The sequence below is a fragment of the Citrobacter sp. CK188 genome, from assembly GCF_030333525.1.
In the GTDB taxonomy this organism is placed as follows: domain Bacteria; phylum Pseudomonadota; class Gammaproteobacteria; order Enterobacterales; family Enterobacteriaceae; genus Citrobacter_B; species Citrobacter_B koseri.
In genome coordinates this window covers 47,761-62,779 of sequence record NZ_JAOWFU010000024.1, presented here as the reverse complement: position 1 = coordinate 62,779, position 15,019 = coordinate 47,761, and the positions used below count along the sequence as shown (strand labels likewise).

The window sequence follows — 15,019 nt, the reverse complement described above, 5'->3', positions numbered from 1 at the left end:
CAATTTTACATTTTAACCGTAAAAGACGATGCCTGAAATGAGGCGATCTTTTTATTGTTTTTGCAATCATTGAGTTATCGTCATTTGTGCTAACAACGATTGTTAAGAAGGCTGTTACACTCACGATATACCAGGAATAATCTTAATGATTTCTTAATTAACGGAAAAAATAAGAAATGACCAGACTCTCTAAGAATAGCCTTTAGCACGCTGGGGATTATATGTCTTATTTATTCTACGGTGAATAAACAAACTAACAATAAGCGCTTTTTATGATTTTTATCCAGAAAAAAGGCCGCTTGCGCGGCCTTTTCACAGGAGATGAATCAATGATGCTCTACCGAATGGCTGTGCTCAATGTCTTCGCTCTTGCGGCTAAAGCGGCGGCGTACCACCACAAAGAAGACCGGAACGAAGAAGATAGCCAGAACTGTTGCGGTGACCATCCCGCCCATTACGCCGGTGCCCACAGCGTTCTGCGCGCCGGAACCTGCGCCAGAGCTGATAACCAGCGGCATAACACCGAGGATAAACGCCAGAGACGTCATCAGGATCGGGCGTAAACGCATACGTACCGCTTCCAGCGTTGCTTCTATCAGACCTTTGCCTTCTTTATCCATTAAGTCTTTGGCGAATTCGACGATAAGTATCGCGTTCTTCGCCGACAACCCAATGGTTGTGAGCAGGCCCACCTGGAAGTAAACGTCGTTGGTCAGGCCACGGAAGGTTGCCGCCAGCAGCGCGCCGATAACCCCGAGCGGCACCACCAGCATAACGGAGAACGGAATAGACCAGCTTTCATACAGCGCCGCCAGACACAGGAAGACCACGATCAGTGAAATGGCGTACAGGGCAGGCGCCTGGTTGCCGGACAGTCGTTCCTGATAAGACATCCCGGTCCAGTCGTAGCCGATGCCGGATGGTAGTTTGCTTGCCAGCTCTTCCATCATCGCCATTGCTTCACCGGTACTCTTACCTGGTGCCGCCTGGCCGAGGATTTCCATTGAAGGCAGACCGTTATAGCGTTCCAGACGCGGTGAACCGTATTCCCAGCGCGAGGAGGAGAAGGCCGAGAACGGCACCATCTGACCATCGCTACCGCGCACATACCAGTTTCCGATATCTTCCGGCAACATACGGTATTTCGCTTCAGACATGACGTAAACTTTCTTCACACGACCACGGTCGATGAAGTCGTTCACATAGCTGCCGCCCCATGCTGCGCCCAGCGTCGTGTTAATATCGCTAATGGAAACACCCAGCGCCTGCGCTTTTTCCTGATCGATATCGACCTTGAACTGCGGCGTATCTTCCAGACCGTTCGGACGAACGCCGACCAGCAGATCCGGGTGTTTTGCCACTTCGCCAAATAGCTGGTTACGCGCCTGCGTCAGTTTTTCATGACCGAGGCCGCCCTGGTCAATCAACTGGAAGTCGAAGCCCGTTGCCGTACCCAGTTCGACAATCGCTGGCAGGTTAAAGGCGAACACCATCGCATCTTTAATCTGGGAGAATGCGCCCATCGCGCGACCGGTGATCGCATCGACTTTATTCTCATCCCCCGGACGGTCGGCCCAGTCTTTCAACGAGACGAACGCGATACCGGTGTTCTGACCACGACCAGCAAAACCAAAGCCGTTAACCGCAAAGACGGATTCAACGTTATCTTTCTCTTTGGTGAGATAATAGTCGGTCATCTCATCGAGAACTTTCTGCGTACGCTCCTGGGTTGCGCCCGCTGGCAGCTGCGCCATGCTCAGGAAGACTCCCTGGTCCTCGTCCGGCAAGAAGGAGCTTGGCAGGCGAACGAACAGGTAAGCCATGCCGACCACGATGATCAGATAGAGCAGCAGATAACGACCGGTGCTGCGCAGGATGTTGCCTACGCTGTCGGTGTAGTGGTGCGTGCTCTTTTCGAACATGTTGTTGAACCAGCCAAAGAAACCTTTGGTTGACCCGTGGCTGCCTTTGGCAACCGGCTTAAGCATGGTGGCGCACAGGGCTGGCGTCAGGATCAATGCCACCAGCACTGACAGCGCCATTGCGGACACAATGGTGATGGAGAACTGACGATAAATAGCCCCTGTAGACCCGCCGAAGAAGGCCATCGGGATAAATACCGCTGACAGCACCATCGCGATCCCCACCAGCGCGCCCTGAATCTGGCCCATTGATTTTCGCGTGGCTTCTTTCGGCGGCAATCCTTCTTCGGACATTACACGCTCAACGTTCTCTACCACCACGATGGCGTCATCCACCAACAGGCCGATGGCGAGCACCATCCCGAACATTGTTAGCGTGTTTATCGAGAAACCGAACGCCGAAAGCACGGCGAATGTCCCCAACAGCACCACCGGCACCGCGATTGTCGGAATCAACGTCGCGCGGAAGTTTTGCAGGAACAGGTACATGACCAGGAACACGAGGATGATGGCTTCTACCAGCGTTTTCACCACTTCGTGAATGGAGATCGTCACGAATGGGGTGGTGTCATACGGGTAAACGATCTTCATCCCTGACGGGAAGAACGGTTCCATCTTCTTCAGTTCTGCACGGATGGCGTTTGCGGTATCCAGCGCGTTCGCACCGGTCGCCAGCTTGATCCCCAGACCAGACGCAGGCTGTCCGTTGAACTTCGCAATGATGTCGTAGTTCTCACCGCCCAGTTCAATTCTTGCTACATCGCGCAGGCGAACCTGGGAGCCGTCCTGGTTCACTTTCAGCAGAATTTTACCGAACTCTTCCGTAGAGGTCAGACGCGTTTGCGCGATGATGGAGGCGTTCAGTTGCTGGCCTTTCACTGGCGGCGTACCGCCAAGCTGACCGGCCGCAACCTGGGCGTTTTGCGCTTTGATCGCGTTAATCACATCCACTGGCGTGAGCTGGAAGTTGTTCAGCTTCGTTGGGTCCATCCAGATACGCATCGCGTACTGCGAACCAAACAGCTGCACGTCACCCACACCTGACGTACGGCTGATGGCGTCTTTCATGTTCGCCGCAACGTAGTCAGAGATATCCTCCTGGGTCATGGTGCCGTCGGTGTTAATGACGCCCACAACCATCAGGAAGCTGCTGGATGATTTCTCAACGCTCACACCCTGCTGTTGAACCTCCTGGGGAAGCAGCGGCATGGCCAGTTGCAGTTTGTTCTGCACCTGAACCTGCGCGATATCTGCATCCGTACCGGATTCGAAGGTCAGGGTGATCTGCACGGTACCCGTGGAGTCACTGTTTGAGGACATGTACATCAGGTTATCGATACCGTTCATGTTCTGTTCGATAACCTGCGTCACCGTGTCCTGCACGGTTTTCGCATCAGCGCCAGGGTAAGTCGCGGAGATCGTCACTGCGGGCGGCGCAATCGTTGGATATTGCGCTACCGGCAGTTTGAGGATCGCGAGGCCCCCTGCCAACATGATGATAATGGCGATCACCCACGCAAATATAGGGCGATCGATAAAGAAATTAGGCATGTCTTAACGGCTCCTGTTTAAGTTAAGACTTAGACTGTTCAGACGGGTTAGCGCTTGCGGCTTGCTGTTGATTATCAGCGGTGACTTCCTGCGCTTTAACCTGCGCGCCAGGACGCACTTTTTGCAGCCCGGTAACAATCACGCGATCGCCCGATTTGAGTCCATCAGTGACTAACCACTTATCGCCAATCGCCTGGTTTGCGACGATCTGACGGGTTTCCACTTTGTCATCGGCGCCGACAACCAACGCACTGGCATCACCGCGTGGCGTACGGGTAACGCCCTGCTGGGGAACCAGCAATGCATCAGGATTGGTGCCTTCTTCCAGACGTGCGCGAACAAACATACCAGGCAGTAAGGTATGGTCCGGGTTAGGGAAGATTGCGCGTAACGTAATAGAACCGGTGGTTTGGTCGACGGTGACGTCAGAAAACTCAAGCGTACCGGATTGCGGATAGGTAATGCCGTCGCTGGTGACCAGCTCGACTTTCGCTTTGCCGTTCTCTTGCTTCAGTTTGCCGCTCGCCAGCTCCTGCTTCAGGCGCAGGAAGTCGTTGCTTGACTGCGTTACATCCACATAGATCGGGTCGAGTTGCTGTACTGTCGCGAGGGCGGTAGCCTGGCCGTTTTGTACCAGCGCGCCTTCCGTTACGGATGATTTACCGATCCGGCCGTTAATCGGGGAGGTCACTTTGGTATACGCCAGATTAATGCGTGCGGTTTCAACGGCCGCTTTTGCCGCCACAACGGACGCATTCGCCTGTTGCGCATCTGCCAGCGCGCTATCGTAGTCTTGTTGGCTGATGTATTTCGTACCCAACAGTTTCTGATAACGTTTAACCGTTAACTGAGCGATATTTGCAGCCGCCTGCGCTTTAGCGAGATCGCCTTTGGCGCTTTCGTAAGCCGCCTGGTAAGTCGCAGGATCAATCTGATAGAGAGACACACCCGCTTCAATGTCGCCGCCTTCCGTAAAGTTACGTTTCAGGATAATTCCGCTTACCTGAGGACGAACTTCCGCAATACGGTATGCATTGGTGCGACCCGGGAGTTCAGTAGTGATCTGTAGAGGTTCAGTTTTGAGCGTCACAACCCCAACTTCTGGCATCTGCTGACCACCTTGTTGGGCCTGTTTGTCGTCACATCCTGTTAGCGCTAAGCTGCCTGAGAGCATCAGAACGACCGCCAGAGGCGTAAACCCTCTGTTTTTGTTCATATGTAAACCTCGAGTGTCCGATTTCAAATTGATCAATGGTCAAAAGTCCACAAACCCATTGCTGCGTTTATATTATCGTCGTGCTATGGTACATACATCCACAAATGTATGTAAATCTAACGCCTGTAAATTCACCGACATATGGCACGAAAAACCAAACAACAAGCACAGGAAACTCGGCAACACATCCTGGATGTAGCTCTGCGTTTGTTCTCGCGACAAGGGGTATCATCCACTTCGCTCGCGGAGATTGCAAAAGCCGCTGGCGTCACACGCAGTGCAATCTATTGGCACTTCAAAAACAAGTCGGATTTATTCAGTGAAATCTGGGAGCTATCAGAATCCAATATTGGTGAGCTTGAGATTGAGTATCAGGCAAAATTCCCCGACGATCCACTATCAGTATTAAGAGAAATTTTAGTCCATCTTCTTGAAGCAACCGTGACGGAAGAGCGCCGACGTTTATTGATGGAAATTATATTCCACAAATGCGAATTCGTGGGTGAAATGGCGGTAGTGCAACAGGCGCAGCGAAGCATCTGCGTGGAAAGCTATGATCGCATTGAACAAACGCTAACACATTGTATTAAAGCAAAAATGCTCCCGGGAAACCTGATGACGCGCCGTGCGGCAATATTAATGCGCGGCTATATTTCCGGCATCATGGAAAACTGGCTCTTTGCGCCGCAATCCTTTGATCTGAAAAAAGAAGCGCGAGATTACGTCGCCATCTTGTTGGAAATGTATCTGCTTTGCCCGACGCTGAGAGCGGCGCCTGCCCTCGAAAGCCCCTGATATCATTCCAGGAATTATCCTGGACATTTTCCGTTCCGCTATTCTGTCCGTCACCGCCGTGATATTCTTGCGGCTTGACTATTTCCGGTCATTCTTCCGGTTCAGAAACCTTCACTCCCATGACTATGTTGCAGCTCTATAAACGTTCATCGCATCTTGTTTTTATCTCAATCATTTTCTTTGTGTTATTGCTGTGCGGTCAGTCGTTGGCGTTTGCCCGTGCGCAAACGAATGGCGATCTGCCGTCGAAAGCAGACGTGCAAAGCCAGCTGGATGCGCTGGGTAAACAGAAAGACCTCTCGGCGCTGGATAAACTGGTCCAGCAGGATCTCATCGATACGCTCGCCACGCTTGATAAAATCGATCGGGTAAAAGAGGAGACCACGCAATTACGTCAGAAAGTCGCGCAGGCGCCGGAAAAAATGCGTCAGGCGACGGACGCGCTGAATGCCCTCAGCGATGTGGATAATGACGACGAAACGCGAAAAACGTTGAGCACGCTTTCGCTGCGCCAGCTGGAACTTCGGGTTGCGCAGGTGCTGGACGATTTGCAGAACTCGCAAAACGATCTGGCGACTTACAATAGTCAGCTGGTTTCGCTCCAGACGCAGCCTGAGCGTGTGCAAAACGCGATGTATACCGCGTCGCAGCAAATGCAGCAAATCCGTAATCGACTGGACGGCACCAGTGTCGGGGATGGCGCATTGCGCCCGAGTCAACAGGCTCTGCTACAGGCGCAACAGGCGTTGCTTAACGCGCAAATCGATCAGCAGCGCAAAAGTCTGGAAGGCAATACGGTTTTGCAGGATACCCTGCAAAAGCAACGCGATTACGTCACGGCGAACACCAATCGACTGGAACACCAGCTCCAGCTTTTGCAGGAAGCGGTCAACAGCAAACGTCTGACGCTAACCGAGAAGACGGCGCAGGAGGCGATCTCGCCGGATGAAACGGCGCGTATTCAGGCTAACCCTCTTGTGAAGCAGGAGCTGGATGTCAATCATCAACTGAGCCAGCGCCTGATCACGGCAACCGAAAACGGCAACGTGCTCATGCAGCAGAACATCAAAGTCAAAAACTGGCTTGATCGCGCGCTGCAATCAGAGCGCAATATCAAAGAGCAGATTGCGGTGCTGAGAGGCAGTTTGCTGTTGTCGCGTATCTTGTATCAGCAGCAGCAAACGCTGCCGTCGGCAGATGAACTTGTCGATATGACCAACCGGATTGCGGATTTGCGTCTGGAGCAGTTTGAAGTTAACCAGCAGCGTGACGCTTTGTTCCAGAACGATGCCTTTGTGGCCAAACTGGAAGAAGGGCACACTGACGAGGTTAATGACGAAGTGCATGATGCGCTGCTGCAAGTGGTTGATATGCGCAGGGAATTACTGGATCAGTTGAATAAGCAGCTGGGCAATCAGCTGATGATGGCCATTAACCTGCAAATCAATCAACAGCAGCTGATGAGCGTCTCGAAAAACCTTAAAGAGATCCTGACTCAGCAAATCTTTTGGGTTAACAGTAACCGCCCGATGGACTGGGACTGGATTAAAGCCTTCCCGCAAACGCTGAAAGATCAGTTCAGGTCGATGAAAATTACGGTGAACTGGGAAAAGGCCTGGCCTGCGGTATTCATCGCATTCCTCGCGGGGCTGCCTTTGCTGCTGATCGCCGGGGTGATTCGCTGGCGACTGAAATGGCTAAAAGCGTACCAGGAGAAGCTGGCGGCCGCGGTGGGATCATTGCGTAACGACAGCCAGCTCAATACGCCGAAAGCGATTTTCATCGATCTGATTCGCGCCTTGCCGGTTTGTCTGATAATCCTTGCGGTAGGGCTGATCCTCCTCACCATGCAGTTGAATATTAGCGACCTGTTATGGGCGTTCAGTAAAAAGCTGGCGTTGTTCTGGCTGGTATTCGGTCTGTGCTGGAAGGTGCTGGAGAAAGAGGGCGTTGCCATTCGGCACTTCGGCATGCCGGCGAAATTGACCAGCCACTGGCGCCGCCAGATTGTGCGCATCAGTCTGGCGCTACTGCCGCTGCATTTTTGGTCGGTGGTCGCTGAACTTTCTCCGCTGCATCTGATGGACGATGTGCTGGGGCAGGTGGTGATTTTCCTCAACCTTCTGCTTATTACTCTGCTGGTGTGGCCAATGTGCCGCGATAGCTGGCGTGATAAGGAGTCGCATGGTTTACGTCTGATCACGATTACCGTGCTCTCCATCATTCCCGTCGCGTTGATGGTGTTGACCGCGACGGGCTATTTCTATACCACGCTACGCCTGTCCGGGCGCTGGATTGAAACCGTCTATCTGGTGATTATCTGGAACCTGCTGTATCAGACCGTGTTACGCGGCCTGAGCGTCGCGGCGCGTCGTATTGCCTGGCGCCGTGCGCTGGCGCGTCGTCAGAATCTGGTGAAAGAGGGGGCGGAAGGCGCGGAGCCGCAGGAAGAACCGACCATTGCGCTGGAACAGGTTAACCAGCAAACGCTGCGCATCACCATGCTGCTGATGATTGCCCTGTTCGGGGTGATGTTCTGGGCGATTTGGTCCGATCTGATCACCGTGTTCAGCTATCTCGACAGCATCACGCTCTGGCACTACAACGGCACGGAAGCGGGCGCCGCGGTGGTTAAAAACGTTACGATGGGCAGCCTGCTGTTTGCCATTATTGTGTCAATGGTGGCCTGGGCGCTGATCCGTAACTTACCTGGCCTGCTGGAAGTTCTGGTACTTTCCAGACTGAAAATGCGCCAGGGGGCTTCGTATGCGATCACCACGATCCTCAACTACATCATCATTGCTGTTGGCGCGATGACGGTATTCGGATCGCTTGGCGTATCGTGGGACAAACTACAGTGGCTGGCGGCGGCGTTATCGGTTGGTCTTGGTTTCGGCTTGCAGGAGATTTTCGGTAACTTCGTCTCTGGCATTATTATCCTGTTTGAACGCCCGGTACGCATTGGCGATACGGTGACTATCGGCACCTTCTCCGGGACGGTCAGCAAGATCCGTATTCGTGCGACCACCATTACCGACTTCGATCGTAAAGAGGTGATCATTCCGAACAAAGCCTTCGTGACCGAACGATTGATCAACTGGTCGCTGTCCGACACCACCACCCGGCTGGTGATCCGCCTTGGCGTCGCCTATGGCTCGGATCTGGACAAAGTGAAAAAAGTGCTGTTGCAGGCGGCGACGGAGCACCCGAAAGTGATGCGTGAGCCAGAACCTGCGGTGTTCTTTACCACGTTTGGCGCCAGTACGCTCGATCATGAACTGCGTCTGTACGTGCGTGAACTGCGCGATCGCAGCCATACGGTGGATGAGCTGAACCGGACCATCGATCGTTTGTGTCGTGAAAATAACATCGACATCGCTTTTAATCAGCTTGAAGTGCATCTGCGCAATGAGAAAGGTGACGAAGTGACGGAAGTTAAACGCGAAATCAAAGGCGACGATCCGACGCCGTCGGTGGGCTAAGTTCTGTTCAGGGCGGCCAGGCCGCCCTGAGTGCCTCTAATGGGAGAGCGCAGACAGCTCTTCTGGCGAGAGTCCGGTTAGGTGGGTGATCAGGTCGGGGGCCAGACCGCTGTCGAGCATTTTGAGAGCGATGCTGCGCGCTTCGGCCTGACGACCTTCTTCTAAACCCTTCTGCCGTCCTTGTTGCATTCCTTTTTGCAGTCCGTCTGCTCTGCCTTTCTCTTCCAGCCATTCGGCAATGCTCATCAGTTGCTCCTTATACTGGGGGGCGCAGCTGGCCAGTTTGCGGATCAACGCGCCGGGGTCCGTGGTATTCCCAACCTGCAACATATAGTGTATCAGCACGCTGATTTGGCTACGGGTAAGGTGTTCCTGCGTTAATAGCGTGATTAATTGATCCTGTAATTCGGCCAGATCGCGTCGGCGTATATGCTTTTGCAGTAGCTCCAGCATCGCCATTCGCCGATGCCGCATGATCTGATTATCCGGCATTACGGTCAGGTCTACCAGCGCAAATTCATTGCTGTAAAGGCTATTGGCAAGCGCGGGCTCACAAAACATATTCTGCCAGTTCAGGCTGTAGGGCCACGGACTAATTGATCCGTGGTAGAACAGTAAGGGAACCACTAACGGCAGCGTGTCGTGCCCGGCATCAAGATGCCGCTGCATGGCGGCGATGGCATAACGCATCAGGCGAAACGCCATGAATTTATCGGGTTTGCTTTGATGCTCAATCAGCGCATAAACGTAGCCTGGTCCATGCGTAGTTTGCAGGGAATAGAGGATGTCTGAATAGCTGGCCCGTAAGTTCTCTTCGACAAAACTTCCTGACTCCAGCGTCAGGGAATCCAGATTGCAGATGCGAAGAAAGGTGTCAGGTAAATGGATCTGTAAAAAATCCCGCGCGATCGCTTTTTGCGTCAGCAGTTGCCGAAATACCGCATCATGCGGCGTGGTTGAAAGTCGTTCCATGAACTGTCCGTCGTCATTGTGTCCCGACGCAGACTCTGACATTGACGGTGGGGACGCACCAGCTCCCTTTTAATCGCTTTGCGAGGCGTCTTCCGCGTTTTTTAGTTTGTTTTCATAATCACGCTTCACAATTTCCAGCGCGCGTAGCACGGTTTGCGCGGGCAGCTGATTCTCTTCAAGCAGGACGATCAGATCGACGGCCAGTTTGACGTCGTCCGGGGCATTCTCAAGCGACATATTTTCTCCAGTGGTTAACGGGTCAGGCGCGCCAGTACGCGCTCTATTTTTTCCAGCGCATGACGACAGCGCGCCAGACGGCCTTCAAACGCCTCGATTTCCCGGTGCAGCGCCTGCTGCTCGGTGAAGCCGGTGACCTGCGCCAGACGGGCTTTACGCTCCTCGGCCATTTCCAGCAGACGACGCTCAAACTCCTGATGCTTTACGCGTTTACGTTGCCAGCGCGCCAGCCCCGGGGAGGCGCTGTCCCACTCCCTGAGCGACCAGGTCGCGGTTTCTCGTGTTATCGCCTCAATCTGTGAAACCAGGCGTTCCGCCAGCCAGGCAATCTGCGGCAGCGTCTGTTGTTCAACCGCATGGCGCAACGCGTCAAGGTTGGTTCCGGCTTCATCCAGATACGCCTTCAATAGCGTGCTGCGGGTGCGAAAAAGATGCCTGTCAAAGCGTGCGCTGAGCGTCGCATGCTGTGCCAGCGGCGCGCTCTGCTGGCGCAGACTGGCGAGCTGGCTTTCCAGCCTGTGTAACAGCATGGCGGTTTTCAATGTAACACTCCGATGAAAATGATAACTGTTATGCTACAGTAGCAGCCTTGTGTGCTACGTACTGTCATTATGAAACGTACTATTTTAATCATCATTGGCTGGCTGGCGGTAGTGTTAGGGACGCTGGGCGTCGTGTTGCCGCTATTGCCTACTACGCCATTTATTTTACTGGCGGCCTGGTGTTTTGCCCGTTCGTCGCCGCGCTTTCATGACTGGCTGCTTTACCGCTCCTGGTTTGGCGGCTATTTGCGTCACTGGCAAAAGCATCGCGCGATGCCGCCGGGGGCGAAACCACGCGCTATTGCATTGATATTGATTACATTCGGTATCTCGCTTTGGCTGGTGCATATGATGTGGGTACGAATACTGCTGCTGGCGATCCTGGCCTGCCTGTTGATTTTTATGTGGCGGATACCGGTGATTGATGAAAAGCAACAAAAGCACTGAAGCGCAATAATCGCTGTTGCAATTGTCTTACGCAGCCAGTAAATTCGACCGTTTTCGAGCACAGGCGCAGACGGTTAAAGGTTAAACAATCGTTACTTTGACCCCCTTAATTCGCGCCGTGAGTAACACCGTAATAGCAGGCATATATCCATGACCGCGACTGCACAGCAGCTTGAGTTTCTCAAAAATAGCATTAAAAGCATTCACGATTACCCGAAACCGGGCATTCTTTTCCGTGATGTCACCAGCTTGCTGGAAGACCCGAAAGCCTATGCGCTCAGCATTGAATTGCTGGTTGAACGATACAAAAATGCAGGCATCACCAAAGTTGTCGGCACCGAAGCGCGTGGCTTCCTGTTTGGCGCGCCGGTCGCGCTGGGCCTGGGCGTCGGGTTTGTTCCGGTGCGTAAACCGCGCAAACTGCCGCGTGAAACGATCGCTGAAAGCTATGAGCTGGAGTACGGCACCGATCAGCTGGAAATCCACGTTGATGCCATCAAACCGGGCGATAAAGTGCTGGTGGTGGACGATCTCCTGGCGACCGGCGGCACAATCGAAGCGACTGTGAAGCTGATCCGTCGCCTGGGTGGGGAAGTGACCGATGCCGCTTTCATCATCAATCTGTTCGATCTGGGTGGTGAGCAGCGTCTGGCAAAACAGGGGATTACCTGTTATAGCCTGGTTCCCTTCCCGGGGCACTGATTCAGGCTAGCTTATTCGCCACTCTGGTTCCGGCCAGTGCCCGACAAAACGCATTTGCGTTTTGAACGCCGCTTGCGGCGGCCCAAAAGGGTGAGCGTCGCGAATAAAGCCTCACAACCTCGCTGTATTTGCGAGGTTGTGTTAGCATTCCCCCCATGAATCCACCTTCCAGCGTTTCAGAGCCAGCCAATGAGTTATCAGGTCTTAGCCCGAAAATGGCGCCCACAAACCTTTGCTGACGTCGTCGGCCAGGAACATGTGCTGACCGCACTGGCGAACGGCTTGTCGTTAGGGCGTATTCATCACGCATATCTTTTTTCCGGCACCCGTGGCGTCGGTAAAACCTCCATCGCCCGTCTGCTGGCGAAGGGACTGAACTGTGAAACCGGTATCACCGCCACGCCGTGCGGCGTATGTGACAACTGCCGGGAAATCGAGCAGGGGCGTTTTGTCGATCTGATTGAGATCGACGCCGCGTCGCGCACCAAAGTGGAAGATACCCGCGACCTGCTGGACAACGTCCAGTACGCGCCCGCGCGCGGCCGCTTTAAGGTCTATCTGATCGACGAAGTGCATATGCTCTCGCGGCACAGCTTCAACGCGTTGCTTAAAACGCTCGAAGAACCGCCTGCACACGTCAAATTCCTGCTGGCGACCACCGATCCGCAGAAGCTGCCGGTGACGATTTTGTCGCGCTGCCTGCAATTCCATCTCAAGGCGCTGGATGTCGAACAAATTCGCCATCAGCTTGAGCATATCCTTAACGAAGAACATATCGCGCATGAGCCGCGCGCGCTGCAACTGCTCTCCCGCGCAGCGGACGGCAGCCTGCGCGATGCGCTAAGCCTGACCGACCAGGCGATCGCCAGCGGTGACGGGCAGGTCTCCACCCTGGCGGTGAGTGCGATGCTCGGTACGCTGGATGATGACCAGGCGCTTTCGCTGGTCGAGGCGGTGGTTGCCGCCAATGGCGAGCGCGTGATGTCGCTGGTGAACGATGCCGCCGCGCGCGGTATTGAGTGGGAAGCGCTGCTGGTCGAAATGCTGGGGCTGTTGCACCGCATTGCGATGGCGCAGCTGTCGCCTGCCGCGCTGGGTAACGATATGGCGGTGATTGAGCAGCGCATGCGTGAACTGGCGCGAACTGTGCCGCCAGCGGACATACAGCTTTATTACCAGACGCTGTTGATTGGCCGCAAAGAGCTGCCTTACGCGCCGGACAGACGGATGGGCGTTGAAATGACGCTATTACGCGCGCTGGCATTCCACCCACGTATGCCGCTGCCGGAACCGGAAAGACCGCAGCAATCTTTTGCGCCGGTCGCGCCAACGGCGGTGATGACGCCGACGCAGGTGCCTTCGCAACAATCCGCTCCGGTACGCCAGGAGGTGCCGTTGCCAGATGCCACCAGCCAGGTGCTGGCGGCGCGCAACCAGCTTCAGCGTGCTCAGGGAGCAACCAAAACAAAAAAGAGTGAACCGGCAGCCGCTTCCCGCGCGCGGCCGGTAAATAACGCTGCGCTGGAAAGATTAGCCTCTGTCTCTGAACGCGTTCAGGCGCGTCCGGCGCCGTCTGCGCTGGAACAGACGCCGACGAAGAAAGAAGCCTACCGCTGGAAGGCGACCAATCCGGTGGTGGAAGTAAAAGAGGTTGTGGCCACGCCGAAAGCGTTGAAAAAGGCGCTGGAGCATGAAAAAACACCGGAACTGGCGACCAAACTGGCCGCGGAAGCGACTGAACGCGATCCGTGGGCGGCACAAATTAGCCAGCTCTCCCTGCCGAAGCTGGTGGAACAGGTGGCGTTAAACGCCTGGAAAGAGGAGAACGGCAATACCATTTGCCTGCATCTGCGCTCCACGCAGCGACACCTTAACTCCACTGGCGCGCAGCAAAAGCTGGCGGAAGCATTGAGCGCCCTGACGGGAACGACGGTTGAACTGACCATCGTTGAAGATGATAATCCGGCGGTGCGAACGCCGCTGGAGTGGCGTCAGGCGATTTATGAAGAGAAACTTGCGCAGGCGCGTGAGTCGATTATTGCGGATAACAACATTCAGACGCTGCGTCGATTCTTTGACGCGGATCTGGATGAAGAGAGTATTCGCCCCATTTGATCGTAAGCCCGGCTTGCGATTGTAAACCATCAAGAGAGAGAGCTTATGTTTGGAAAAGGCGGTCTGGGCAACCTGATGAAGCAAGCCCAGCAGATGCAAGAAAAAATGCAGCAGATGCAGGAAGAAATCGCCAAACTGGAAGTCACCGGCGAGTCTGGCGCAGGTCTGGTTAAAGTGACCATTAACGGTGCGCACAACTGCCGTCGCGTGGAAATCGACCCAAGCCTGCTGGAAGACGACAAAGAGATGCTGGAAGATCTGGTCGCTGCGGCGTTCAACGATGCGGCGCGTCGCATTGAAGAGACCCAGAAAGAGAAGATGGCGTCTGTCTCCTCCGGTATGCAACTGCCGCCTGGCTTTAAGATGCCGTTCTGATGCAAACCAGCCCGCTGTTAACTCAGCTTATGGAAGCACTGCGCTGTCTGCCGGGCGTTGGCCCGAAGTCAGCGCAGCGCATGGCGTTTACGCTGCTTCAGCGTGACCGCAGCGGCGGGATGCGTCTGGCGCAAGCGCTCACCCGGGCGATGTCGGAAATCGGCCATTGCGCCGATTGCCGCACCTTCACTGAGCAGGACGTGTGCAATATCTGTTCGAATCCGCGTCGTCAGGAAAACGGTCAAATCTGCGTGGTGGAGAGTCCGGCGGACATCTACGCCATTGAGCAGACCGGGCAATTCTCTGGCCGCTACTTCGTACTGATGGGGCATCTGTCGCCGCTCGACGGCATCGGGCCGGACGATATCGGTCTCGATCGTCTGGAGCAGCGTCTGGCGTCAGAACAGCTCAGCGAAGTGATCCTCGCGACCAACCCGACGGTCGAAGGGGAGGCTACCGCGAACTATATTGCCGAACTTTGTGCGCAATATGGCGTTGAAGCCAGCCGTATCGCCCACGGCGTACCGGTGGGCGGCGAACTGGAAATGGTCGACGGCACCACGCTGTCCCACTCGCTTGCCGGGCGTCATAAGATTCGTTTTTAATCAATCGGGAGAACATTCGCGTTCTCCCGCTTGAAAACTCATTTCCCGTCCCCATCTC

The 15,019-nt window shown here is 54.6% G+C and carries 12 protein-coding genes and 1 other annotated feature; of the genes, 7 read left to right on the top strand and 5 right to left on the bottom strand.

The features are described from left to right. Window positions 1-326 precede the first annotated feature (326 nt). Entirely contained in the window at window positions 327-3,473 is a 3,147-nt protein-coding gene (gene acrB, locus OGV67_RS02960) for an efflux RND transporter permease AcrB (protein WP_012133513.1), read from the bottom strand. A gap of 22 nt (window positions 3,474-3,495) precedes the next feature. Beyond that, complete coding sequence (gene acrA, locus OGV67_RS02955; RefSeq protein WP_049009804.1) at window positions 3,496-4,689, bottom strand: multidrug efflux RND transporter periplasmic adaptor subunit AcrA; 1,194 nt, start codon at window positions 4,687-4,689, stop codon at window positions 3,496-3,498. A 141-nt stretch (window positions 4,690-4,830) separates the two neighbouring features. Here acrA and acrR point away from each other — a divergent pair, with 141 nt between their 5' ends. Further along, the gene (gene acrR / locus OGV67_RS02950; protein ID WP_286464914.1) at window positions 4,831-5,484 is read left to right on the top strand and encodes a multidrug efflux transporter transcriptional repressor AcrR; all 654 of its coding nucleotides are present in this window, start codon (window positions 4,831-4,833) and stop codon (window positions 5,482-5,484) included. Window positions 5,485-5,603: 119 nt separating this feature from the next. Continuing rightward, window positions 5,604-8,966: a mechanosensitive channel MscK gene (mscK, locus tag OGV67_RS02945; RefSeq protein WP_115615003.1), complete on the top strand. Its 3,363-nt coding sequence runs from the start codon at window positions 5,604-5,606 to the stop codon at window positions 8,964-8,966. Between the two features lie 36 nt (window positions 8,967-9,002). Here mscK and OGV67_RS02940 read toward each other — a convergent pair whose 3' ends face one another. From OGV67_RS02940 to priC, 3 genes are all read right to left on the bottom strand, one after another. After that, on the bottom strand, window positions 9,003-9,938 hold the full coding sequence (locus OGV67_RS02940) for an Rpn family recombination-promoting nuclease/putative transposase (RefSeq protein ID WP_115609536.1): 936 nt from the start codon (window positions 9,936-9,938) through the stop codon (window positions 9,003-9,005). Window positions 9,939-10,007: 69 nt separating this feature from the next. After that, a complete protein-coding gene (gene rsmS / locus OGV67_RS02935) occupies window positions 10,008-10,175 on the bottom strand; it encodes a pleiotropic regulatory protein RsmS (RefSeq protein WP_012133507.1) in 168 nt (55 codons plus the stop codon). Window positions 10,176-10,189: 14 nt separating this feature from the next. Next, window positions 10,190-10,717, bottom strand: coding sequence for a primosomal replication protein N'' (gene priC / locus OGV67_RS02930; RefSeq protein WP_114847718.1), 528 nt, complete (start codon window positions 10,715-10,717; stop codon window positions 10,190-10,192). A 69-nt stretch (window positions 10,718-10,786) separates the two neighbouring features. Here priC and OGV67_RS02925 point away from each other — a divergent pair, with 69 nt between their 5' ends. From OGV67_RS02925 to recR, 5 genes are all read left to right on the top strand, one after another. Then, on the top strand, window positions 10,787-11,164 hold the full coding sequence (locus OGV67_RS02925) for a DUF454 family protein (RefSeq protein ID WP_012133505.1): 378 nt from the start codon (window positions 10,787-10,789) through the stop codon (window positions 11,162-11,164). Window positions 11,165-11,314: 150 nt separating this feature from the next. Continuing rightward, window positions 11,315-11,866, top strand: coding sequence for an adenine phosphoribosyltransferase (gene apt / locus OGV67_RS02920; protein ID WP_012133504.1), 552 nt, complete (start codon window positions 11,315-11,317; stop codon window positions 11,864-11,866). A gap of 189 nt (window positions 11,867-12,055) precedes the next feature. Continuing rightward, a complete protein-coding gene (gene dnaX, locus OGV67_RS02915; protein ID WP_286463102.1) occupies window positions 12,056-13,981 on the top strand; it encodes a DNA polymerase III subunit gamma/tau in 1,926 nt (641 codons plus the stop codon). Further along, window positions 13,314-13,378: a sequence feature (DnaX frameshifting element), on the top strand. (Overlaps the previous gene by 65 nt.) A 45-nt stretch (window positions 13,982-14,026) precedes the next feature. Beyond that, window positions 14,027-14,356 (top strand): YbaB/EbfC family nucleoid-associated protein, encoded by a 330-nt coding sequence (locus OGV67_RS02910; RefSeq protein ID WP_001515903.1) that lies wholly within the window; start codon window positions 14,027-14,029, stop codon window positions 14,354-14,356. Further along, window positions 14,356-14,961 (top strand): recombination mediator RecR, encoded by a 606-nt coding sequence (recR, locus tag OGV67_RS02905; RefSeq protein WP_012133502.1) that lies wholly within the window; start codon window positions 14,356-14,358, stop codon window positions 14,959-14,961. Before OGV67_RS02910 ends, recR begins: the two co-directional genes overlap by 1 nt. Window positions 14,962-15,019 lie beyond the last annotated feature (58 nt).

Coding starts and splice junctions, on each gene's coding strand:
- acrB (WP_012133513.1), bottom strand. CDS start 3,473: ATGCCTAATTTCTTTATCGATCGCCCTATATTTGCGTGGGTGATCGCC.
- acrA (WP_049009804.1), bottom strand. CDS start 4,689: ATGAACAAAAACAGAGGGTTTACGCCTCTGGCGGTCGTTCTGATGCTC.
- acrR (WP_286464914.1), top strand. CDS start 4,831: ATGGCACGAAAAACCAAACAACAAGCACAGGAAACTCGGCAACACATC.
- mscK (WP_115615003.1), top strand. CDS start 5,604: ATGACTATGTTGCAGCTCTATAAACGTTCATCGCATCTTGTTTTTATC.
- OGV67_RS02940 (WP_115609536.1), bottom strand. CDS start 9,938: ATGGAACGACTTTCAACCACGCCGCATGATGCGGTATTTCGGCAACTG.
- rsmS (WP_012133507.1), bottom strand. CDS start 10,175: ATGTCGCTTGAGAATGCCCCGGACGACGTCAAACTGGCCGTCGATCTG.
- OGV67_RS02925 (WP_012133505.1), top strand. CDS start 10,787: ATGAAACGTACTATTTTAATCATCATTGGCTGGCTGGCGGTAGTGTTA.
- apt (WP_012133504.1), top strand. CDS start 11,315: ATGACCGCGACTGCACAGCAGCTTGAGTTTCTCAAAAATAGCATTAAA.
- dnaX (WP_286463102.1), top strand. CDS start 12,056: ATGAGTTATCAGGTCTTAGCCCGAAAATGGCGCCCACAAACCTTTGCT.
- OGV67_RS02910 (WP_001515903.1), top strand. CDS start 14,027: ATGTTTGGAAAAGGCGGTCTGGGCAACCTGATGAAGCAAGCCCAGCAG.
- recR (WP_012133502.1), top strand. CDS start 14,356: ATGCAAACCAGCCCGCTGTTAACTCAGCTTATGGAAGCACTGCGCTGT.